At 52.3% G+C, this 20,039-nt stretch carries 20 protein-coding genes and 1 pseudogene; all 21 read right to left on the bottom strand.

Annotation, left to right across the window (positions count from 1 at the left end):
- A pseudogene (locus WFJ73_RS20245) lies at positions 1 to 399 on the bottom strand (NADH-quinone oxidoreductase subunit C); the annotation flags it as partial.
- The gene (locus WFJ73_RS20250; protein ID WP_127497877.1) at positions 396 to 914 is read right to left on the bottom strand and encodes a NuoB/complex I 20 kDa subunit family protein; all 519 of its coding nucleotides are present in this window, start codon (positions 912 to 914) and stop codon (positions 396 to 398) included. The pseudogene WFJ73_RS20245 and the gene WFJ73_RS20250, both read right to left, overlap by 4 nt.
- A complete protein-coding gene (locus tag WFJ73_RS20255) occupies positions 899 to 1,309 on the bottom strand; it encodes an NADH-quinone oxidoreductase subunit A (protein ID WP_336774778.1) in 411 nt (136 codons plus the stop codon). The genes WFJ73_RS20250 and WFJ73_RS20255 overlap by 16 nt, the downstream gene beginning before the upstream one ends.
- Positions 1,310 to 1,738: 429 nt before the next feature.
- Entirely contained in the window at positions 1,739 to 3,961 is a 2,223-nt protein-coding gene (locus tag WFJ73_RS20260; protein WP_336774779.1) for a methyl-accepting chemotaxis protein, read from the bottom strand.
- A 207-nt stretch (positions 3,962 to 4,168) separates the two neighbouring features.
- Positions 4,169 to 6,220 carry a Fe(3+)-hydroxamate ABC transporter permease FhuB gene (fhuB, locus tag WFJ73_RS20265; protein ID WP_336774780.1) on the bottom strand — a complete coding sequence of 684 codons (2,052 nt, stop codon included), beginning with the start codon at positions 6,218 to 6,220 and terminating at the stop codon, positions 4,169 to 4,171.
- Positions 6,220 to 7,251 (bottom strand): ABC transporter substrate-binding protein, encoded by a 1,032-nt coding sequence (locus WFJ73_RS20270; RefSeq protein ID WP_336774781.1) that lies wholly within the window; start codon positions 7,249 to 7,251, stop codon positions 6,220 to 6,222. The genes fhuB and WFJ73_RS20270 overlap by 1 nt, the downstream gene beginning before the upstream one ends.
- 175 nt (positions 7,252 to 7,426) lie before the next feature.
- On the bottom strand, positions 7,427 to 8,242 hold the full coding sequence (locus tag WFJ73_RS20275; RefSeq protein WP_336774782.1) for a tyrosine-protein phosphatase: 816 nt from the start codon (positions 8,240 to 8,242) through the stop codon (positions 7,427 to 7,429).
- Positions 8,243 to 8,385: 143 nt separating this feature from the next.
- Positions 8,386 to 8,784 (bottom strand): F0F1 ATP synthase subunit epsilon, encoded by a 399-nt coding sequence (locus WFJ73_RS20280; RefSeq protein WP_132308774.1) that lies wholly within the window; start codon positions 8,782 to 8,784, stop codon positions 8,386 to 8,388.
- Between the two features lie 24 nt (positions 8,785 to 8,808).
- Positions 8,809 to 10,212 carry a F0F1 ATP synthase subunit beta gene (gene atpD, locus WFJ73_RS20285; protein ID WP_336774783.1) on the bottom strand — a complete coding sequence of 468 codons (1,404 nt, stop codon included), beginning with the start codon at positions 10,210 to 10,212 and terminating at the stop codon, positions 8,809 to 8,811.
- A 39-nt stretch (positions 10,213 to 10,251) separates the two neighbouring features.
- On the bottom strand, positions 10,252 to 11,112 hold the full coding sequence (atpG, locus tag WFJ73_RS20290; protein ID WP_336774784.1) for an ATP synthase F1 subunit gamma: 861 nt from the start codon (positions 11,110 to 11,112) through the stop codon (positions 10,252 to 10,254).
- Between the two features lie 303 nt (positions 11,113 to 11,415).
- Positions 11,416 to 12,930 (bottom strand): F0F1 ATP synthase subunit alpha, encoded by a 1,515-nt coding sequence (gene atpA, locus WFJ73_RS20295; RefSeq protein WP_336774785.1) that lies wholly within the window; start codon positions 12,928 to 12,930, stop codon positions 11,416 to 11,418.
- Positions 12,931 to 12,954: 24 nt separating this feature from the next.
- Positions 12,955 to 13,494, bottom strand: coding sequence for a F0F1 ATP synthase subunit delta (locus WFJ73_RS20300; RefSeq protein ID WP_336774786.1), 540 nt, complete (start codon positions 13,492 to 13,494; stop codon positions 12,955 to 12,957).
- On the bottom strand, positions 13,491 to 13,973 hold the full coding sequence (gene atpF, locus WFJ73_RS20305; protein ID WP_015847363.1) for a F0F1 ATP synthase subunit B: 483 nt from the start codon (positions 13,971 to 13,973) through the stop codon (positions 13,491 to 13,493). The genes WFJ73_RS20300 and atpF overlap by 4 nt, the downstream gene beginning before the upstream one ends.
- Before the next feature lie 127 nt (positions 13,974 to 14,100).
- Complete coding sequence (gene atpE, locus WFJ73_RS20310) at positions 14,101 to 14,325, bottom strand: F0F1 ATP synthase subunit C (RefSeq protein ID WP_015847364.1); 225 nt, start codon at positions 14,323 to 14,325, stop codon at positions 14,101 to 14,103.
- A gap of 74 nt (positions 14,326 to 14,399) precedes the next feature.
- The gene (gene atpB, locus WFJ73_RS20315) at positions 14,400 to 15,164 is read right to left on the bottom strand and encodes a F0F1 ATP synthase subunit A (protein ID WP_015847365.1); all 765 of its coding nucleotides are present in this window, start codon (positions 15,162 to 15,164) and stop codon (positions 14,400 to 14,402) included.
- Positions 15,164 to 15,574: an ATP synthase subunit I gene (locus WFJ73_RS20320; RefSeq protein WP_015847366.1), complete on the bottom strand. Its 411-nt coding sequence runs from the start codon at positions 15,572 to 15,574 to the stop codon at positions 15,164 to 15,166. Before WFJ73_RS20320 ends, atpB begins: the two co-directional genes overlap by 1 nt.
- Positions 15,574 to 15,849, bottom strand: a complete 276-nt coding sequence (locus WFJ73_RS20325) for an AtpZ/AtpI family protein (RefSeq protein WP_336774787.1) — start codon at positions 15,847 to 15,849, stop codon at positions 15,574 to 15,576. Before WFJ73_RS20325 ends, WFJ73_RS20320 begins: the two co-directional genes overlap by 1 nt.
- Before the next feature lie 188 nt (positions 15,850 to 16,037).
- Complete coding sequence (wecB, locus tag WFJ73_RS20330) at positions 16,038 to 17,186, bottom strand: non-hydrolyzing UDP-N-acetylglucosamine 2-epimerase (protein ID WP_336774788.1); 1,149 nt, start codon at positions 17,184 to 17,186, stop codon at positions 16,038 to 16,040.
- Positions 17,187 to 17,272: 86 nt separating this feature from the next.
- Complete coding sequence (gene upp / locus WFJ73_RS20335) at positions 17,273 to 17,902, bottom strand: uracil phosphoribosyltransferase (protein WP_127497908.1); 630 nt, start codon at positions 17,900 to 17,902, stop codon at positions 17,273 to 17,275.
- 170 nt (positions 17,903 to 18,072) lie between these two features.
- Positions 18,073 to 19,035, bottom strand: coding sequence for an ABC transporter ATP-binding protein (locus tag WFJ73_RS20340; protein WP_015847370.1), 963 nt, complete (start codon positions 19,033 to 19,035; stop codon positions 18,073 to 18,075).
- Positions 19,032 to 20,039, bottom strand: a complete 1,008-nt coding sequence (locus tag WFJ73_RS20345) for an ABC transporter ATP-binding protein (RefSeq protein ID WP_336774789.1) — start codon at positions 20,037 to 20,039, stop codon at positions 19,032 to 19,034. Before WFJ73_RS20345 ends, WFJ73_RS20340 begins: the two co-directional genes overlap by 4 nt.

A 20,039-nucleotide genomic window follows, 5' to 3' on the forward strand; every position in this document is an offset into this window, starting at 1 on the left:
TCTCGCCGCGCGGGCTTCCGCCGCCGCCTTCAGCTTCGCTTCCCGCTCCGCATCCACCGCGCCCTCCGGCGCTGTTCCGCCCGCGTTCGCGGCTTCCTTCGCCGCCGCTCTTGCCGCGCGCGCTTCCGCCGCCGCCTTCAGCTTCGCTTCTCGCTCCGTATCCACAGTGCCCTCCGGCGCTGCTCCGCCCGCGTTCGCGGCTTCCTTCGCCGCCGCTCTCGCCGCGCGCGCTTCCGCCGCCGCCTTCAGCTTCGCCTCCCGCTCCGCATCCACCGCGGTCGCTGGCGCCTCTGCCGGCGACTCCGGCAATTCAGCGGCAGCCTTCACTTCCTCTTCCGACTTTATCTCTTCTTCCTTTAACTCTTCCGGCTTTTGCCCTTCATCCTTCTCCTCGCTCATCGATCCGTCACCCGCTTCCCGGTTTTCGCTTCGTAACGGATTTTTTCTTGCAGCTTGTTAATGCCGTAGATCAGCGCCGCCGGATTAGGCGGGCAGCCCGGTATGTAAACATCGACGGGGACGATCTGGTCAACGCCTTTCATCACTGCATAAGACTTGATATACGGTCCGCCGGCAGTCGCGCAGGAGCCCATTGCGATCACCCATTTAGGCTCGGGCATCTGGTCATACAGACGGCGCAGCAGCGGACCCATTTTCTTCGTCACGGTGCCAGCGACAATCATTACGTCCGACTGGCGCGGCGAGGTACGGAACATCACACCGAACCTGTCAAGATCGTAATGAGAAGCACCGGTTCCCATCATTTCAATCGCGCAGCAGGCCAGACCGAAGGTCAGCGGCCATAGCGAGTTGCTCCGCGCCCAAGCCTTAAGCTGCTCCAGCGTTCCCATAAATACGTTACGTTCCAGCTCCTTGCGTTCTTCCAGCGATATCGACTCTAAACTGAATTCCATTTCAGCACCTTCTTTTTCCAGGCATATAGAAGTCCGATAAACAGCATTGCCGCAAAAATGAACATCTCAACCAGCACAAAAAGGCCGAGCTTTTTATATGCGACGGCCCACGGGTATAAGAAAACGGTTTCCACATCAAAGATGACAAACATTAACGCAAAGATGTAATACCGGATGTTGAAGCGCACTTGCCCCTCGCCGATCGGCTCATTGCCGCTCTCGTAGGTTGTTCGCTTCGGATCATTCGGCTTATGCGGTCTGAGCAGTCTTCCGACGGTCAGCGCCGCTGCCGGGAGCAAGATCCCGAGAAAAATAAAAATCGCCACGACGACATACTGGTTGACGTAATTGTCCACACCATCGCCTCCGTCAAAGCGGACCAGCCGCTTGGTCATTTTTCCTCACAATTATAACAAATGCTTCCACAGCCGTCTATGAAAGAGTTGTTCGACTCCGCCTCTCCGAAGAGCCGGACAAGCCCGTAACGGCGCGGCTTCCCGGGAACCGCGGGACACCCGCCGGACACCCGGTCAGCAAGATACCCGCCTGTCACATTATTAGCTTATGCTCGCCACCCCAAACGATATCCCTCATTTGTCCACAACGATAAGCCCCCTTCACTTCCAGCATCCGTCTCCCGTCAATAAGACCCTTTCAGGGTCTTAACATTCCAATCCAGCTACTCTCACCACCGATAAGAGCCCCGCAGGGTCTTATCCCTCCGCATCTCCAACGTTTCCTCGCTTCCCACCGGCTTTCGATGTCCCGCAACGCAGAAAAAAACAGGAAGGACGCCACCATCAGGCGTCCTTCCTGCTCCACACTTATCTCATCCGCGACTCCGTCAGCTTGAACTGGCCAACCAGCTGCTGCAGGAATTTCGTGATCGACTCTACGCTTTCCGAGGTTTGGCGTACGCTGTCCATCTCACCAATCAGCTCCTGCACCTTGCCCTCCACGTCGGAGGAGACCTTGCGGTTCTCCATGCTGACGAGGGCAATCCGTTCCATCAGGTTCACCACTTCGTCTACAACCTGCGATTTCCGGCTGTCCTCGCTTTGCGCCGTCTGCAGCGTGCTGGCTGCGGCCGCAACCAGCTGCGTGCCTTCCTCGACGACCTTTGTTCCTTCGTCCATCGATGCGTAAGCCTGCTTCGCTTCATCATAGATTTGATGCGTAATCTGATGCACTTCCTCCGTGGAACGGCGGGTCATATCGGCCAGCTTGCGGATTTCCGATGCCACAACGGCAAAGCCGCGGCCCTGCTCGCCAACGCGTGCCGCCTCGATGGAGGCGTTCAACGCAAGCAAATTCGTTTGCGCCGAAATCTCCTCGATAACCTGCAGAACGCCGCGAATCTCTTCAACCGTATGCATAAACCGGCGGATCGTATCATTCGTGTCGCCGACCTTCGTAGAGATATGCTGCATTTTATCCCCAATCCGGTCTACTTCCGATTGCGCCACGGCAATCTGCTCGGCAGCCTGCAGCTCGAGGAGGCGCAGCGTGTCCCTCATCTCGTCGGCGGAATGCTTCGCCATATCGATATCCTTCAGTTGATTGCGGATGCTGTCGATCATATCGCCAACCTTGCGGCTTACCCGCTCCGTCGACTTCGCGGTAACGGCGGCCGATTCATTCATGACATTTTGGCTGGAGAGTACGTCCGATGCGGCCAGCTTCACCTTCAGCATAATCCCCTCGAGCGAATCAATCATGTTGTTAATCCATTTGGCAAGCTCTCTCGTCTCGTCGTTGTCGAACTTGGCAGGCTCAAGACGCTGCGTCAAATCCCCTTTACCCTCCGCATTAATACGAATGAACCGGTTGATTCGCCGCAAATTGCGGACAACCCGGCGGGATTCCTTACGCTGCACGGCACCGGCAACAAACTGTCCGAACACTAAAGTCCATACGCCAGCTGCCGCCGCAGTTACCCATACCGGAGCTGCCGAAGCAAGAACCGCCACCAGCACCGTTACAAGCACGGCCTGAATGAGCGTCTGCCACAGCTGAAGCTTACTGAAACGCCAGCGTATGCTGCGAATCCGGTACACCTCTTCCAGGTCGCCTTCGCACATCATCCCCCATACGTCCGGGCAATGCGGCATCTGCAGCGTTACGCCTTTCCCGATAACCGGGATATGACGGTAATCCGAATAACCGGGGAATTCCACAAACAGGTTGCTGCCGTTATCGATCGTACTTCGGACACCGGGATGAAGCTCGCCCGTAGCCGGGTCGGTGAAGATAATCTCCAGCTCCGTATGCTCCTTGATCGAGACCATTCCCCAGTCGGTCGTAACTCCATCCTTCAAATTCTCGCCAAACGTAAACGTCCGGTCCTCAAAGCGGCTACGCGACAATGCGGTTCCAAGCGCAATATGCTGATTCAGGTGCGGTTTCGCCATGAAAATATAGTTATCGCCCGAGTCCGGATAGACGTGACCGGATTCCCGTTGGATCAGATCCCCCAGCACATCGTTCGGAACCCGACCGCATAACGTCCCTGCATATTCTCCATTCACAACAAGGGGATAGATGAAAAGCAGGGTCATTTTATCGTGAAAAGAAGAGGATCTTGGCCCAAGGCTTAACGTAACTGGATCGCCGTAAGGTCCATACAGGCACGGCCTCGGCTTGCCGCCAGCCTTGACATAGTTAAGACCCGGTTCAATCATGCTGCCGCTGCCATAGACCGTCCCTCTATGTTTCTCGTAGGTGGAGACCAGAACCTGTCCTTCCCGATCAAGCAGGAACAGCTCTGTCCAATCATTCCCACTGGCATATGTACGTTCGAGCAGACGGGTAACGGCTAGCCTTTGTTCTTCCTGATACACCGGTTTACCATCTAATGATACCGCCGTTATCTGCTCCGCCAGCCGCTCGATGTATCCCCAATATTCATTCGCCCAAGAAGTAAGCAGCTCTTTACGCGTTTCCGCAATGCCTTCAAAGATCTGTTCAACGTCTTTCTTCATCCCATGATTCAAACGCCATGAGAACCAAAGCGGCAGTCCTTTTTTTGTACCCAGCCAGTCGAACATGTGCATCCCCCATATCCTGGTCATCTAGTAGTTATGTCATATATACTAACATATGATTTGATAAAATTTGATAGATATGTAAGGTATTTTTCGTCTTTTTGTATAAATTTTTAAACTTTTTTGTTACATAAGCACTAAATGCGTCGAAAAAAGACCGCCCTTAGGCTCATATAACGAACCTCAGGACAGTCTTCCTGCCATAAACTTCTATTTCCTTCCAGAACGATACATCAAATACATAAAATACGGAGCTCCTATGACCGCGGCCACCAGTCCGGACGGCAGCTCTTTGGGAGCAAGCAGCGATCGTCCCACCGTGTCGGCGAGCACCAGCAGCAAAGCCCCGAGCAAAGCCGTTAAAGGAACAAGCTTGCGGTATTTCGGCCCAACCAGCATACGCGTCATATGAGGAGCGATCAACCCGATAAAACCAATCGAGCCTACCGTCGCAACGGCTGCCGCCGCCATGGCAACGCCAACCCCGCCAATGACCAGCCGTGTCCGGTCTACGCGAAGCCCCAGATTCGTTACGGTCGCATCCGAAAATTGAAGAACATCCACCTTACGGGCCAGATACCAGGCGACCGGCAGCAGGACAATCGGCCAGAACACCAACTGCCAGAAATCATCCCAATTGCGAGCGTAGGTCGTACCGGACAACCATACAAGCGCAGATGCCAATGTCAGCTTCATACGAATAACGAGCACCTGAACGATCGCGCTGGCCATCGAAGAGACGGCAAGACCAATCAGGGCGACAACCGACGGATTAAAGGAGCTTTTCCGCCCGAGCAGGAATACGATTACCGCAGCGCCTACCGCGCCAATAAAAGCACCCGCAGGCAGCCATTGCACCGATACCTGCGTAAATACGGCAAGCATCAGCATGGCCCCAACGCTAGCGCCGCCTGTTACGCCGATAATAGACGGATCCGCCAGCGGGTTCCGGACGACGCCTTGCAGCAGCAAGCCGCTCACGGCAAGCGTGGCACCGGCAAGCGCGGCCACCAGCGTTCGGGGGATCCTCATCTCGACAATACGCTGCGTACTGTCTGCCCCATGGCCAAACAAGGCGTTAACGACATCCGTTACCGGAATGCGCAGACTTCCGAAAGCAAGACTGACAATAAGACTCGCAACCAGCAGTAGCGAGAAAATCGCTACCCACCAGCCAAACGGCACTTTCGTAGCGGAACGTCCAGGCGAAGTGCCTGTCTGCGGCGCCCCTTCCTTGCGGGCTTTTACCGTACGCAGGACGAGCCAAGCAAGCCATGGTCCGCCGATAAGCGCCGTTACGGCACCGGCAGGCAGCGGTCCAAGCGAATATTTGAAATGCATCGCAATGGCATCCGAGCCAATAACGATTATAGATCCCCATAGGAAAGACAGCGGGAGCAGCACAACATGACGCTTCGCTCCTAACATCCGCATCAGATGCGGCGCTATCAGGCCAACGAAGCCGATTGGACCAACGACGCTGACGGCCGCTGCGGCTAGCAGCACGGCAATGCCAAGCCCCGTGAGGCGGATCCGTCCAACCTTTTGCCCCAGTGAGGTAACCGTATCCTCATCGAGCTCCATCAGATCCCATTTGCCAGCCAGCAGAAAAGCAAGCAGGAAGCAGCCGATAATCCAGGGCCAGGCATGCTGAACGCCGCCCCAGTCATTTTGCACAAGCGAGCCGGAGCCCCACATGAACAACCCTTGCGTCTTTTGTTCGTGAAATAACTGAAGCACGCCTGTAAAAGCCGCCGCAGTCATCGTAACGATCATCCCGGACAAAGCGAGCCGTACCGGGGATGCCTTCGTACCTCCGGCCATAACAAAGGCCGCACCGGCGGCAGCAATTGCACCGATGAATGTAAGCAGCAGAGGAAAGCCCATTGCAAGACCCGGGAACATAATCGTCCCTACCGTCAGGGCGAGAAAAGCCCCCGCGTTAATCCCGAGCGTACCGGCGGACGCGAGCGGGTTGCGGGTTACATTTTGAAATAACGCTCCCGCCACGGCCAAAGCTCCGCCTGTCAGAATGCCGATTACCATGCGGGGCAGCCGGACTGTCCACAATATTTGATGCTCCAATACGGGAGTGGACTCAAAAATAGCCCGCCATACGGTCTTTACCGGAATAGCAGCCTCCCCAAGTGTCAGGTGATAAGAAGCTAAAGCAAGGAGCAGCAGAAGACCCGCCGCTGATAACAGCAGCGGGCTCCAGATACCCTTACTTGTTTCCTTTGTCGTTTGAAGGTTCGTATTCATTAGCCGAGCGCTTCAAGCGTGCGTTCTACAAGTAGTTTTGCAGACAATGGACCGCCAAACGGCCAGATGCCTTTCATGTCGTACACGCGGTTTTCTTTTGCAAAGTTCAGGTTCTTGTATACTTCATTCTTAGGAAGCAGCTCGCTAAAGACGGTATCCGTCGCGCTTGTTGTGTACAATACGCTTGCGTCCGGCGTCTTGGTCAAGCCTTCGATATCCGTTTCCGAATAGCCGTATTGCTGGAACGTGCTGTCCTGATGCGCATTCTTTAGGCCGATTTTCGCAAGAATCGCCATTGCCATCGAGTTGTCGGTGAACAGACGGAAGGTTGCTACGCCCTCATTGGTCCAAGCTTGCGTGAATACAACCTCTTGACCCTCTTTGCCAGCGCTAGCCAGCTTCGCTTTGGACTCATCGTAATAGCTATGCAGATCAGCCAGTACCTTCTCGCCTTCCGCTTTTTTGCCCAGAGCATCCGCTATAGCCGAGAAGGTTTGCTCCATTTCGCTGTATTGGTCCAGACCGCCATCTTCCGGATAAGGGTTAAAAATAAGAGTTGGCGCAATAGCCGACAGCTGATCGTAGATCGCTTCGTGGCGGAAGTTCACGCCTATAATCAAATCCGGCTCAAGGCTGGTGATCGTCTCGATGCTTGGCTCTTGACGTGTGCCTACATCAACAACCGCTGCATCCAGCTTGGGATCAATTGCTCCGTACCATTCTCCGTAGCCCTTCACATCCGCTACGCCGGCAGGCTGTACGCCAAGCGCGATCAGATCCTCTGCATAGGTCCATTCCAGAACAACGATCTTTTTAGGCGTTCCGGTAATTTTTGTTTCGCCAAGCGCATGCTTGATTGTACGTTCCGCCGTCTCGGCAGCTGCTGTATTTGTGCTTGCATTTGCATTCGCGTTAGAGCTAGCTTGCTCGGATTCCTGCCTGTTATTGCCTGCGTTGTTGCCGCCTCCGCATGCAGCGAGGAACACCATCATTGCCGCAAGAATGAGACCTGTCCATTTCATTTGTTTCATTGCTAAACCCCCAATAAAATGATTATCATTCTCAATAACTACTTTCTCAATGATAAAGATTATCATTATCCAAGTCAATAGAAATGAACCATCTTTTGGGCAGAAAAAATGACCTGTCACCACATGATCATAATTTGTTCATGTCTGACAGGTCATTTATTTATCGCTAAATCTTTTATTTGCCGAACAAGGATTTAATCTTGCCCCAGCCTCCCGATTTTGCTGTCTGCTGCACTAGAGAAGGTTGATCGGATAACTCCCTCGCATTCCAGATCGCCTGCGCATTACGTTCGAAATACCTTCTCCATACCGGCCCAAGCTCGGACTCTATCCGTTCGTAGGCCTCTTTCATCTTGAAACTCCGCCACTCCAGATGATGAGCATCGGAAGAAACTAAATGAATAAGACCCTGCCTGCAGAGCATCAAAGCGGATTTCTCAATCCCTCTTCCGAAGCCTCCCAGCAAGGAATGAGTCGTCACCTGCGCGTAAGCCCCAAGCTCCACCAGCTCAGCCAGACGGTCCGGATTCCGAACCACCTCTGCATTACGCTCCGGATGGGCAATGACGGCACGGACGCCTAGCAAGCGCAGCTCGTATACGACCTGCTCCATCGATTTGGGAACCTGCGAGGAAGGCATTTCGATGAGTACATAAGGAGATTCGCCCATCGGCAGCAGCTTACCGCTTTGCCAGTTGGACAAAAACTCGGAATGGATCCGAATCTCCTGTCCCGTCTGAATCTTCAGAGGGATAGCGAGCTCGCTTAATCTATTGTTCAATTCGGCAACCAGCTCTATTACGGTTTCTTTGTCATTGCTATATTTGCCGTCGTAATGATGAGGGGTCGCAATAATCCCCGTAATTCCTTCAGCAGCCGCGGCACGGGCCATCTGAATCGAATAATTCCAATCTGCGGCACCATCGTCGATGCCAGGCAGTATATGTGTATGTATATCAATCATGCCAGCGCCCCCTGCTCTACCGTTCATCTTATTTCCTCCATTGTGAGAGATTCTTATATTGAAGTCAATGAGACGCAAGTCGGCATTATGACAAAATCATATGATAACAATTGTCGAAATTAAAAAGCCGTTCAAATCTCCTTAGATGAGATTTGAACGGCTTTAAGTTCTTAACGTTCTGTAACGTTGATCCGGTTCGATGCACGCTGCAGAGCAAGCTCTGCGCGCTTGAAGTCGATTTCGTCGCGCTTAGCAGCCAGGCGCTCTTCAGCGCGCTGTTTGGCAGCTTGTGCACGGTTTACATCGATTTCGGAAGCCAGCTCAGCGCTTTCGGCCAGGATGACCACTTTGTCCTTACGGACTTCAATGAAACCTCCGCCTACAGCAAGAACATCAACTTTACCGTCGCGCTTAATGCTGACCGGCGCAATACGCAGCGGTGTTACCAGCGGAATGTGGTTCGGCAAAATGCCGAGCTCGCCCGCGATCCCTTTAACGCTGACCATATTAGCCGTCTCCGCATATACCTTGCGCTCCGGAGTTACGATTTCAACCAGAAAAGTACTCATGTGGATTCCTCCCGCCTTTCGCTATTACAGCGTTTTGGCTTTCTCCACGGCCTCTTCAATCACACCTACATACCGGAAAGCTTCTTCCGGAAGGTCGTCATGTTTGCCCTCGAGAATTTCTTTGAAGCTGCGAACGGATTCTTTAACAGGTACGTATTTACCTTTGATACCTGTGAACGGCTCAGCAACGTGGAACGGTTGGGACAAGAACAATTGAATGCGGCGCGCGCGCGATACAGTCAGCTTGTCTTCCTCTGTCAACTCGTCCATACCAAGGATTGCGATAATATCTTGAAGCTCTTTGTAGCGCTGCAGAATTTTCTTAACGCCTTGAGCTACGTTGTAATGCTCTTCGCCCAGAATTTCTGGGTTAAGGAGACGGGACGACGAAGCAAGTGGATCTACCGCTGGGAAGATACCCATCTCGGAGATTTTACGCTCCAAGTTTGTAGTAGCGTCCAAGTGAGCAAACGTTGTTGCAGGAGCCGGATCCGTGTAGTCATCGGCAGGTACGTAGATCGCTTGGATCGAAGTAACCGAACCTTTTTTCGTCGACGTGATACGCTCTTGCAATTGACCCATTTCAGTTGCCAGCGTTGGCTGGTAACCTACCGCGGAAGGCATACGGCCGAGAAGGGCCGAAACCTCGGAACCTGCTTGCGTGAAGCGGAAGATGTTGTCGACGAACAGAAGTACGTCGCGGCCTTCAGCATCACGGAAGTATTCAGCCATTGTCAGACCTGTCAGGGCTACACGTTGACGTGCGCCTGGCGGTTCGTTCATTTGTCCGAATACCATCGCTGTTTTGCTCAATACGCCGGAATCTTTCATCTCGTGGTAAAGGTCATTACCTTCACGAGTACGCTCGCCTACGCCGGCGAATACGGAGATACCGCCATGCTCTTGAGCGATGTTGTTGATAAGTTCTTGGATCGTTACCGTTTTACCTACACCCGCGCCGCCGAACAGGCCGATTTTACCGCCTTTTGCGTATGGAGCGAGCAAGTCGATAACTTTGATGCCTGTTTCGAGAATTTCCGATTGCGTGGACAATTCGTCGAATGCAGGAGCTTGACGGTGAATCGGAAGGTTAGTTTCCGAAGTTGCGTCGCCAGCTTGGTCGATAGGCTCGCCCAGTACGTTAAATACGCGGCCGAGTGTTGCTGCACCAACTGGAATTGTGATTGGCGCGCCTGTGTCTACGGCTTCCATGCCGCGGACCAGACCGTCAGTTGTGCTCATCGCAACAGCACGAACCAGGTTATCACCCAGGTGAACTGCTACTTCAAGCGTCAGATTAATATCGATGCCGCCTGCTGGGGCTTGTTGAACGATTTTGACGGCGTTCAAAATTTCCGGCAGGTTACCGCGTTCGAACTCCAAGTCAACGACTGGACCCATGACGGATACAACGCGTCCTTTTTTCATGGTTTTCCCTCCTGGTACTTTCTTTTACTTCTATATGCCTTATGCCTGTGCGTTCGCACCGGCAACGATCTCAGAGATCTCTTGCGTGATCGCCGCTTGACGAGCCCGGTTATAGGTCAGCGTCAATTGGTTGATCATTTTGTTAGCATTCTTCGTCGCACTGCCCATGGCTGTCATGCGAGCGCCCTGCTCACTGGCTTTCCCGTCAAGCACCGCGCTGTAAATAAGCGTCTCTGCGTATTTAGGCAGCAGTACCTCCAGAACACCTTCCGGGGACGGTTCGTACTCGTACGAAGTTACCGGACCGTTGTTGCTTACTTCCTGCAGCGGAAGCAAACGAGTTTCTGTCGGGATCTGAGTAATGGCGTTTACGAATTGGTTGTAGCAGATGTACAGCTCGTCGTATTTGCCCTCAGAGAACATTTTGACTGCGTTATAAGCGATCGATTTGATGTCCGCGAACGTTGGCGAATCGGAAAGTCCGATTACCTCGTCGATGATCGGCATATTGCGGCGGCGGAAGTAATCCCGGCCTTTACGCCCGATTACGAACAATACGTACTCATCATTCGATTTGTGCTTCTCGCGAATCGTTTGCGTTACTTTACGAAGGACGTTCGCATTGTAGCCGCCTGCCAGACCACGGTCGGAGGTGATAACGAGGTAACCCGTTTTTTGCACCGGACGCGTTTCGAGCATCGGGTGTTTCACACCTTTGTAGCCAGCTGCGATGCTTGCTACTACTTCCTTCAGCTTATCCGAATAAGGACGGGCTTTGGTCGATGCCTCTTGTGCTCTTCTCAGCTTGGAAGCCGCAACCATCTCCATCGCTTTCGTGATTTGCTTCATGTTTTGTTTACTTTTGATTTCGCGCTTAATATCGCGCATGCCTTTTGCCATTGCATTGTCACCCGCCTTTGTTGCTTTGCCGCTCCGTTGGCGATGGATCGCGTGCTGGGCTATTTGTTACAGGAGTCTGTATTTCACCTTGTCCGCCATTGAATCCGTATCCTTTGAACAACCACCTCGCGGTGAGGATACGGATCCAAAAGCGGCACGTAAACTCTTCGGCTCATACAGACCCTTTCACAAACGCCACGCGTTTGAACCTTCACACAAAAAAGCTAACAAAGCCTGGTGTTAAGCGCCTGCGCCCGTACGAAGACGGGCGCGAGACATTTATTCAGAGGCTTTTTAAGGCTATTAAGCCGTTACAGAAAAGCCTTTTTTGAATTTCGCGATCGCGTCAACAAGAGCTTTCTCGTTGTCGGCAACGAGGTCTTTTGTTGTACGGATGGACTCGCCGATTTCCGGATGGTTGGAATCCAGGAATGCCAGGAATTCTTTCTCGAAGCGCAGAATGTCCGCAACCGGAATTTCGTCCAGATGGCCTTTAACCGCGGAGTAGATCGAGATAACTTGCTTCTCAACCGGCATCGGCTGGTTAACGCCTTGCTTCAGGATTTCCATCGTACGAGCACCGCGGTTCAGACGAGCGAGTGTCGATTTATCGAGATCGGAGCCGAACTGCGAGAACGCTTGAAGCTCGCGGTAAGCCGCAAGGTCCAGACGGAGTGTACCGGCAACCTTTTTCATTGCTTTGATTTGAGCGGAACCGCCTACGCGGGATACGGAGATACCTACGTTAACCGCCGGACGTTGGCCGGAGTAGAACAGGTCGGATTCCAGGAAGATTTGTCCGTCAGTGATCGAGATTACGTTCGTAGGAATGTAAGCCGATACGTCGGAAGCTTGAGTCTCGATGAACGGAAGAGCCGTCAGCGAGCCGCCGCCAAGTGCGTCGCTAAGTTTAGCTGCGCGCTCGAGCAAACGGGAGTGCAGGTAGAATACGTCGCCTGGATAAGCTTCCCGACCCGGAGGACGGCGGAGCAACAGGGACAATTCGCGGTATGCAGCCGCTTGTTTCGACAAGTCATCGTAGATAACGAGAACGTGCTCGCCTTTGTACATGAAGTACTCACCCATCGAGCAGCCTGCATAAGGAGCCAGGAAGAGCAATGGAGCCGGTTCGGATGCGCCAGCTGTTACGACGATTGTGTAATCAAGAGCACCGTGCTTGCGAAGGGTTTCTACAACGCCCGCAACAGTGGATTGTTTTTGACCTACGGCAACGTAGATACATTTCACGCCGTTGCCTTTTTGGTTGATGATTGCGTCGATCGCAATCGCCGTTTTACCTGTTTGACGGTCGCCGATGATCAGCTCGCGTTGTCCGCGGCCAACCGGTACCATCGCGTCGATTGCTTTAATGCCCGTTTGCATTGGCTCATGTACCGATTTACGGTCGATTACGCCAGGAGCTGGGGATTCAATCGCACGGAATTGAGTCGTGTTGATTGGGCCTTTGCCGTCAAGCGGCTGACCCAGCGGGTTAACAACGCGGCCAAGAAGCTCTTCGCCTACAGGCACTTCCATGATGCGGCCCGTACGTTTTACTTGGTCGCCTTCACGGATATCCGTGTAAGGACCGAGGATAACGACACCGACGTTGCTTTCTTCCAAGTTGAGCGCCATGCCTACAACGCCGTTGGAGAATTCGAGCAGTTCGCCCTGCATCGCATTTTCCAAACCGTGTACGCGGGCAATACCGTCACCGACATTGATTACGGTGCCGACGTCAACGACTTGAATTTCGGATTTATATTGTTCGATCTGTTGTTTAATCAGCGTGCTGATTTCATCAGGTCTGATACTCAATTCGTTCACCCCTATCTACCTGCATTAGATTTTAAACGATTTTTGTAAACGTTCCAGCTTGCCGGACAGGCTGCCGTCATACAGACGGTCGCCGATGCGTACTTGTACGCCGCCGAGCAAATCCGGTTTAACGATTTGTTCTGCAACAATTTTCTTGCCGCTCAGCTTGCCGAAGCTAACTTCTACTTCAGCCAGTTCCGAAGCAGACAAGCTATGGGCCGTGTACACAACCGCATGCGCTTGACCAAGCGCTTCGCCGGCGATCTTCGTATACGCATCGTATACATCCGAGATCAGCTCTTGGCGTCCGCGAACAAGAATAAGTTCAAGCGTATGAAGGACAAGGGCGGATACATGATCGCCGAATGCGCCTTTCAGCACAGCGATCTTTTTCTCCGGCTCGATGCTGGGAAGCTCCAGGAATTTGCGCGCGTCAGCATCATTTTTCAGGCCTTGAACAATCAGCTTAAGCTGATCTTCCGTTTCCGATACGATGCCTTGCTCGTTAGCAAGCTCAAACAGTGCTTTAGCGTAGCGCTTCGCTACGACAGTATCCCGGCTCATTTGCTTCCAACTTCTTTCAGGTATTGGTTAACCAATTGCTCCTGGGATTTCTCGTCCACTTGCTTCTCGATAATTTTCGACGCGATTTTGACGGAAATACCGCCAACCTCTTCGCGAAGTGCAGCAACCGCTTTGTTTTTCTCGCTCTCGATATCTTTAACCGCTTCGTCCTTCAGACGAGTGGATTCGGATTTCGCAACTTGAATAATGTCATCGGCTTGTTTCGTGCTTGTAGCCTTAGCTTGCTCAATAATGTCATAAGCTTCTTTACGAGCTTCCTGAAGTGCTTGTTTTTGTTGCTCCAGCTGCTGTTCAGCTTCTTTCTTGCTTGTTTCCGCATTAGCGATTTGCTCTGCAACATACTGTCTGCGTTGTTCCATTACACTCAGCAATGGACCAAATGCGTAGCGTTTCAGCAAGTACAGAAGGATCAGGAACGCAACTAGCTGGATGACAAGACTCGACCATACGATATGCAAAAAACGTCACTCCCTTCTATAGCTTAAAACAATTTCATTCGGACTTACCGCCCCGCTCTATGGGGCTGAACAAAAAGGAAGGCGTGGAGGCAAAGCCACACTCCCCGCCATGTTTATGCTTGTGATATTAGGATTTACCCAAGAAGATGAACGCGAGTACCAGTGTGATAACTGGAAGTGCTTCGACGAGTGCGACACCGATAAACATTGTTGTTTGAAGAGTACCGCGAAGTTCTGGTTGACGGGAAATACCCTCAACTGTGCGACCTACGATCAGACCGTTACCAATACCTGCGCCAAGTGCGCCCAAACCGAATACAATTGCTGCTGCAACTAATGCCAATGCTCCCATTAGAAAAATCCTCCTCAATTTTCGTGAAAATAGTTTTTTATATTTACCGCCGGTATTCCGCCGGTTTGAAGCCTTTAATGCTGCTCGCCATGCTCTTCATGCACAATCGCTTGCGACATGTAAACCATCGTAAGCATACAGAATACGAATGCTTGTATTGCACCTACGAATACGCTGAAACCTTGCCACACGACAAGCGCCGGGATACCCCAAACACCCATTCCGAGGATTACGGCAATCATGACCTCGCCCGCGAAGATGTTACCGTATAGACGCAAAGCAAGCGACAACGGCTTCGATACTTCTTTGATCAGGGACAGAGGCAGGAAGAGCCAATGCGGTTCAACATAGTGTTTCAGGTAATGCTTCGTGTTGAGACGAAGACCCTCGATATGCGTCAGCAGGACAACGATCAGCGTCAGAGCGCCTGTTACTGCAACGTCTGCAGTCGGTGATTTCCACCAAGCGATATGCGCTTCTTCTTCCCCGCCCAAATCAAGGTTCATACCGAAGATTGACGCACCGTGATGCACTTCAGTAACGATACCCAGCGGCAGACCAAGCATGTCGCCGACAAAAATATACATAATCAGGGTGAGACCGAGGATAAGATATGGACGGCCTTTCTTGAGGTCCATAGACGTACCGATAATGTTCTGTACGAATTCGATAACCCACTCCAGGAAGTTCTGAAGCTTCGTTGGATTCGTAACCGAAATGTTTCTCACTGAGAGCCTCGCAAGTACAAAAACAATGATGCTCGTGATCAAAATCATCGCGATAACAGCCAAATCAAATTCGATACCAGCTACATGAACGGTAGGAGAAATATGATCCATTAGTTATTTTCACCCCTTTCATCGGTAGGATTCGACGCCATCAGCTTTCTTCTGGACAAAAATCCCAGTATGAGTGTTGCCAATTGTGCGACAAATAATCCGGCAACAGTCGCTGAAAGCTGAAACGTGTATGTTTGTGTCGCAATCACAACTGCCAACAACGCGACGCACGACCGGGTGAAAAAGCCGATATTCGTCCTTTTCGTACCTTGCACGGCGGCATTCGCTCCGATCTTCGTAACCTTCCAGCCAAGTATTCTTGCGTTTACTAGACTAGCTGCTCCCCCGATCATCAGACCGCCCCACCAGCTCTCGTACTCGGGCAGCACTGCCCAAGCGATACAGCATAGGGACATGAATAAGAAAGTAACTCTTGTAACGGCTTTCAAGTGGGCCGACAAATCGTCCATTATTTCGCTTTGCCTCCCGCAAACGTCCGAATCAGGAATATAACCGTAATGATGCCTACTGCAAGTCCCGCTACCAATCCGATGATGGAATAGTATTCGGTACCGTTTGCAAGATCGGCTTTATGACCGAGCCAGTAGCCAAGCCCCAGACATGCGGCTAGATCGGCCCCAATAGTGCCGACCAATCCCATTGCTCTCCAAGGGTCGTCTCCGAAACTGCCATGATCCGACTTATTCTGATTTTCTTTGGACGGTTGTTCTTTGGATGGATCCATGCAGAATCACTCCAAAACTCTCATTTATTTTATCGAAGCTGTTAAACTTTTGTCAATTCATTTAAATTCAAACATTTAGTGAACAGCGGCCCGAAAATCCTTATAAACAAAGGATTTTTCGAGCTTCAAACCGTACAGTACCACTGTATGCTGTACATTGCTTATCTAGCAGCTGTCCGCTTCAAAAACTATGAACGTTCTGTGAACGGTTCAGGCCGCTCGCCAGTTCTTCCAAAATGATGCAATATCGCCTGGACAATACGCACCGAAGCTTGTCCATCGCCGTAAGGATTGGCAGATTTGCTCATTTTTTCGTACAAGACTGCATCGTTCAGAAGAGCGCGCGCACGGTTGTATACCGTGTCTTCATCCGTTCCGACCAGCTCAAGCGTTCCGGCTTCGATTCCTTCCGGACGTTCCGTTGTGTCCCGGAGCACCAGGGTAGGCACGCCGAACGATGGAGCTTCTTCCTGCAGGCCGCCGGAATCGGTCATAATCATATAAGCATGAGGATAAAAATTATGGAATTCGAAAACATCAAGCGGCTCGATTAATTGAATGCGCGGATGATTGCCAAGAATTTCGTTAGCCGGCTCTCTTACCGCCGGGTTCGGGTGCACGGCATACACGATGGCTACGTCTTCATGCTCGTCGGCGATCCGTTTAACCGCGCGGAAAATGTTGCGGTGCGGCTCGCCAAGCGCTTCGCGGCGGTGTGCCGTCATCAGAATCATGCGCTTGCCCTTCGCCCACTCGATGACCGGATGGGAGAACGACGGGTCAACCGTGTATTGGAAGACATCCGTTGCGGTATTGCCCGTTACGTAAATCGACGCTTCCGATTTGTTCTCCTTGCGCAGATTGCCTGCCGACCATTCCGTCGGGGCAAAATGCACATCCGACAGAACGCCTGCCAGCTGGCGGTTCATTTCTTCCGGATACGGGGACAGCTTGTTCCACGTACGAAGACCGGCTTCAACGTGGCCGACCTGAATTTGCTTCAGGAAGGATGCATAGCTCGCGAGGAACGTTGTCTGCGTATCGCCATGCACAAGCACGATATCCGGCTTCGCTTCGGCGAGAATAGGGTCCAGGCCCTCCAGAACGCGTACGGTTGTCTCGGTCAGCGTCTGGCGGTCCTTCATGACATTCAGGTCATAGTTCGGCTGAATCTCGAAGAAATCAAGCACCTGGTCGAGCATTTGGCGGTGCTGCGCCGTAACGCAGACGATTGATTCGATCTGATCGGCATGCTTGTTCAATTCCAGTACAAGCGGAGCCATCTTTACAGCTTCCGGACGGGTACCAAAAATCGTCATTACTTTCAGTTTAGACAAAACGATTCACTCCTAAAATGAATGGTGACTTAAAGAGCTCAATTAGAGCGATTTGCGACATTCATGCTTCGTAAGCATACTGCTTTTTAGTTTGTACCGAACAGACGGTCGCCGGCATCGCCGAGACCCGGCACGATGTAGCCCTTTTCATTCAAAGCATCGTCGAGTGCAGCGAGATAAATATCGATTTCCGGATGCGCATCCTGTACCGCTTTAACTCCTTCAGGAGCAGCAATCAGGCACATCAGCTTGATCTGGTCGCAGCCGCGTTTCTTGAGCGAGTTGATCGCCGCAATCGCCGAGCCGCCCGTAGCCAGCATCGGATCGATAACGATCAGCTGACGGTTAGCCGCATCCGTAGGCAGGTTAATGTAGTATTCGGTTGGCTGGAGTGTTTCGTGGTCGCGGACAAGTCCGATATGACCGACTTTTGCGGCCGGAATCAGCTTAAGCATCCCTTCGACCATACCAAGTCCCGCACGCAGAATCGGGATAAGCCCCAGCATGCGTCCGGACACCACTTTCGCTTCCGTCGTTGCGACAGGCGTCTCCACCGTAATGGTATCAAGAGGTACGTCTCTTGTAATTTCGTAAGCCATCAGAGTGGCTACCTCGTCAACCAGTTCACGAAAGTCCTTCGTATTGGTATCTTTGTTTCTAATAAAGGTCAGCTTATGCTGAATCAATGGATGGTCGCATATAACCACTTTGCTCATGGAGCGTAATTCCTCCTGTGTGAATAAGTTATTCCTATAGTCTTGGACACAATCCCGTTTATTATATCATTCCGCCCCCTGCGATGCATCCAGAGTTTTATGGCTATATAACGACGGTTTGTCTACAAAAAAGGACGAAACAGATGTAATCTCTGCTTCGTCCTGTAAAATTATACCGATGCGTAGTGGCAGGAAGCAAAATGCCCCTTTTTCACTTCGACAAGCTTAGGTTCAACGGTTTTGCATTTATCCGTCGCCATCGGGCAGCGGGTGTGGAACTGGCAGCCTGCAGGCGGGTTAATCGGGCTCGGCAGATCGCCGGCGAGTACGATACGCTCGCGGGTAGCTTCAATTTCCGGATCCGGAATCGGATTGGCAGACAGAAGAGCACGCGTGTACGGATGCGCAGGGCTGCTATACAGCTCGCTGCTTTCCGCAAGCTCAACGATTTTGCCAAGATACATAACCGCAACGCGGTCACTGATATGCTTAACCATCGACAGGTCATGGGCAATAAACAGATAAGTCAGGCCCATTTTGCGCTGCAAATCCTGCATCAGGTTCACGACCTGTGCCTGGATTGACACGTCGAGTGCGGAGATCGGCTCGTCCGCAATAATAAACTTCGGATCAACCGCAAGAGCGCGGGCGATACCGATCCGCTGGCGTTGGCCGCCGGAGAACTCGTGCGGGTAACGGGTGGCATGGTCCGGATTCAGACCTACCAGATCAAGAAGATCCTCAACACGCCGCTTCCGCTCGGCACGGCTTCCTACCAAGCCATGGATATCAAGCGCTTCGCCGATAACGTCGGTAATGGTCATCCGCGGATTCAGCGACGCATAAGGATCCTGGAAGATCATCTGCATATCCCGGCGCATTTGCTTCAGCTTGGCGCCTTTCATCTTATAGATGTCCTCGCCGTTAAACGTAACGTTGCCGCTCGTAGGCTCGTACAGACGCAGAATCGTACGGCCGGCCGTGGACTTGCCGCAGCCGGATTCGCCAACGACGCCAACGGTTTCGCCTTTGGCGATGGAGAAGTCGATCTCGTTGACCGCCTTCAGAATATTGCCTCCGCCCAGGTTGAAGAACTTGCGCAGATTGCTAACCTTTACTAACGGCTCGCTCATACGGACACCTCCCGTTTCGCAGGCTTCGCGTAAGGATGCGCCATCCAGCATGCCGATTTATGCGATTCATTGCCGTCAACCGGCAGAAGCTCCGGATCATTGTCGACGCAGACGCGCATCGCTTCGTCGCAGCGCGCGCAGAAGCTGCAGCCTACCGGCGGCTTGATGAGATCCGGCGGAGTACCGAAGATCGGAATAAGCGGCTCGTCTTTTTTCTGGTCCAGACGAGGCACCGAGCGAAGCAGGCCTTTTGTATAAGGATGCTTCGGATTTTTGAAGATTTCCCACTTGGTTCCGGTTTCTACTACTTTACCGGCATACATAACGATAACGCGGTCGCAAATATCCGCAACAACGCCAAGGTCATGCGTAATCAGGATAATGGAAGTCCCCATACGCTCCTGAAGATCCTTCATAACGCGCAGAATCTGCGCTTGAATCGTTACGTCGAGCGCCGTAGTCGGCTCGTCCGCAATAAGAAGCGATGGATTGCAAGCAAGAGCAATCGCGATCATCGCACGCTGGCGCATACCGCCGGAGAACTCGTGCGGGTATTGGTTAAAACGTGCCGCAGGGTTAGGAATGCCTACGAGATTCAGCATCTCTACCGCACGGGCGCGGGCAGCCGAAGAGCTCATGCCTTGGTGCTTGATGAGGCCTTCCGTAATTTGACGGCCGATTGTCAGCGTCGGGTTAAGCGAGGTCATCGGATCCTGGAAGATCATGCCCATCTCTTTGCCGCGAATGCTTTCCATTTCTTTCGGCGTCTTGGACAAGATTTCTTGTCCTTTGAACATAATCGAGCCGCTGGTCATCGCAGGCGGACTTGGAATAAGGCGCATTAATGTTTGCGCCGTTACGGACTTACCGCAGCCGGACTCACCAACGATTGCCACGGCTTCGCCTTTGTTTATATGAAAGTTAACGCCGCGTACCGCTTGTACGGTACCGCCGCGAACTTTGAAATTAACACGAAGATCATTCACTTCGAGCAAACGTTCCAT

The organism is Paenibacillus sp. MMO-58 (assembly GCF_037146255.1).
Lineage (GTDB): Bacteria > Bacillota > Bacilli > Paenibacillales > Paenibacillaceae > Pristimantibacillus.

Bases quoted from the DNA above. Each gene is read 5' to 3' on its own strand.
- fhuB (WP_336774780.1), bottom strand. From the start codon at position 6,220: ATGAATACGAACCTTCAAACGACAAAGGAAACAAGTAAGGGTATCTGG.
- WFJ73_RS20340 (WP_015847370.1), bottom strand. From the start codon at position 19,035: ATGAGCGAGCCGTTAGTAAAGGTTAGCAATCTGCGCAAGTTCTTCAAC.
- WFJ73_RS20325 (WP_336774787.1), bottom strand. From the start codon at position 15,849: ATGGATCCATCCAAAGAACAACCGTCCAAAGAAAATCAGAATAAGTCG.
- WFJ73_RS20300 (WP_336774786.1), bottom strand. From the start codon at position 13,494: ATGAGCCGGGATACTGTCGTAGCGAAGCGCTACGCTAAAGCACTGTTT.
- WFJ73_RS20320 (WP_015847366.1), bottom strand. From the start codon at position 15,574: ATGGACGATTTGTCGGCCCACTTGAAAGCCGTTACAAGAGTTACTTTC.
- atpE (WP_015847364.1), bottom strand. From the start codon at position 14,325: ATGGGAGCATTGGCATTAGTTGCAGCAGCAATTGTATTCGGTTTGGGC.
- WFJ73_RS20260 (WP_336774779.1), bottom strand. From the start codon at position 3,961: ATGTTCGACTGGCTGGGTACAAAAAAAGGACTGCCGCTTTGGTTCTCA.
- atpG (WP_336774784.1), bottom strand. From the start codon at position 11,112: ATGGCAAAAGGCATGCGCGATATTAAGCGCGAAATCAAAAGTAAACAA.
- WFJ73_RS20280 (WP_132308774.1), bottom strand. From the start codon at position 8,784: ATGAGTACTTTTCTGGTTGAAATCGTAACTCCGGAGCGCAAGGTATAT.
- WFJ73_RS20345 (WP_336774789.1), bottom strand. From the start codon at position 20,039: ATGGAACGTTTGCTCGAAGTGAATGATCTTCGTGTTAATTTCAAAGTT.
- upp (WP_127497908.1), bottom strand. From the start codon at position 17,902: ATGAGCAAAGTGGTTATATGCGACCATCCATTGATTCAGCATAAGCTG.
- WFJ73_RS20250 (WP_127497877.1), bottom strand. From the start codon at position 914: ATGGAATTCAGTTTAGAGTCGATATCGCTGGAAGAACGCAAGGAGCTG.
- atpD (WP_336774783.1), bottom strand. From the start codon at position 10,212: ATGAAAAAAGGACGCGTTGTATCCGTCATGGGTCCAGTCGTTGACTTG.
- atpB (WP_015847365.1), bottom strand. From the start codon at position 15,164: ATGGATCATATTTCTCCTACCGTTCATGTAGCTGGTATCGAATTTGAT.
- WFJ73_RS20255 (WP_336774778.1), bottom strand. From the start codon at position 1,309: ATGACCAAGCGGCTGGTCCGCTTTGACGGAGGCGATGGTGTGGACAAT.
- WFJ73_RS20275 (WP_336774782.1), bottom strand. From the start codon at position 8,242: ATGAACGGTAGAGCAGGGGGCGCTGGCATGATTGATATACATACACAT.
- WFJ73_RS20270 (WP_336774781.1), bottom strand. From the start codon at position 7,251: ATGAAACAAATGAAATGGACAGGTCTCATTCTTGCGGCAATGATGGTG.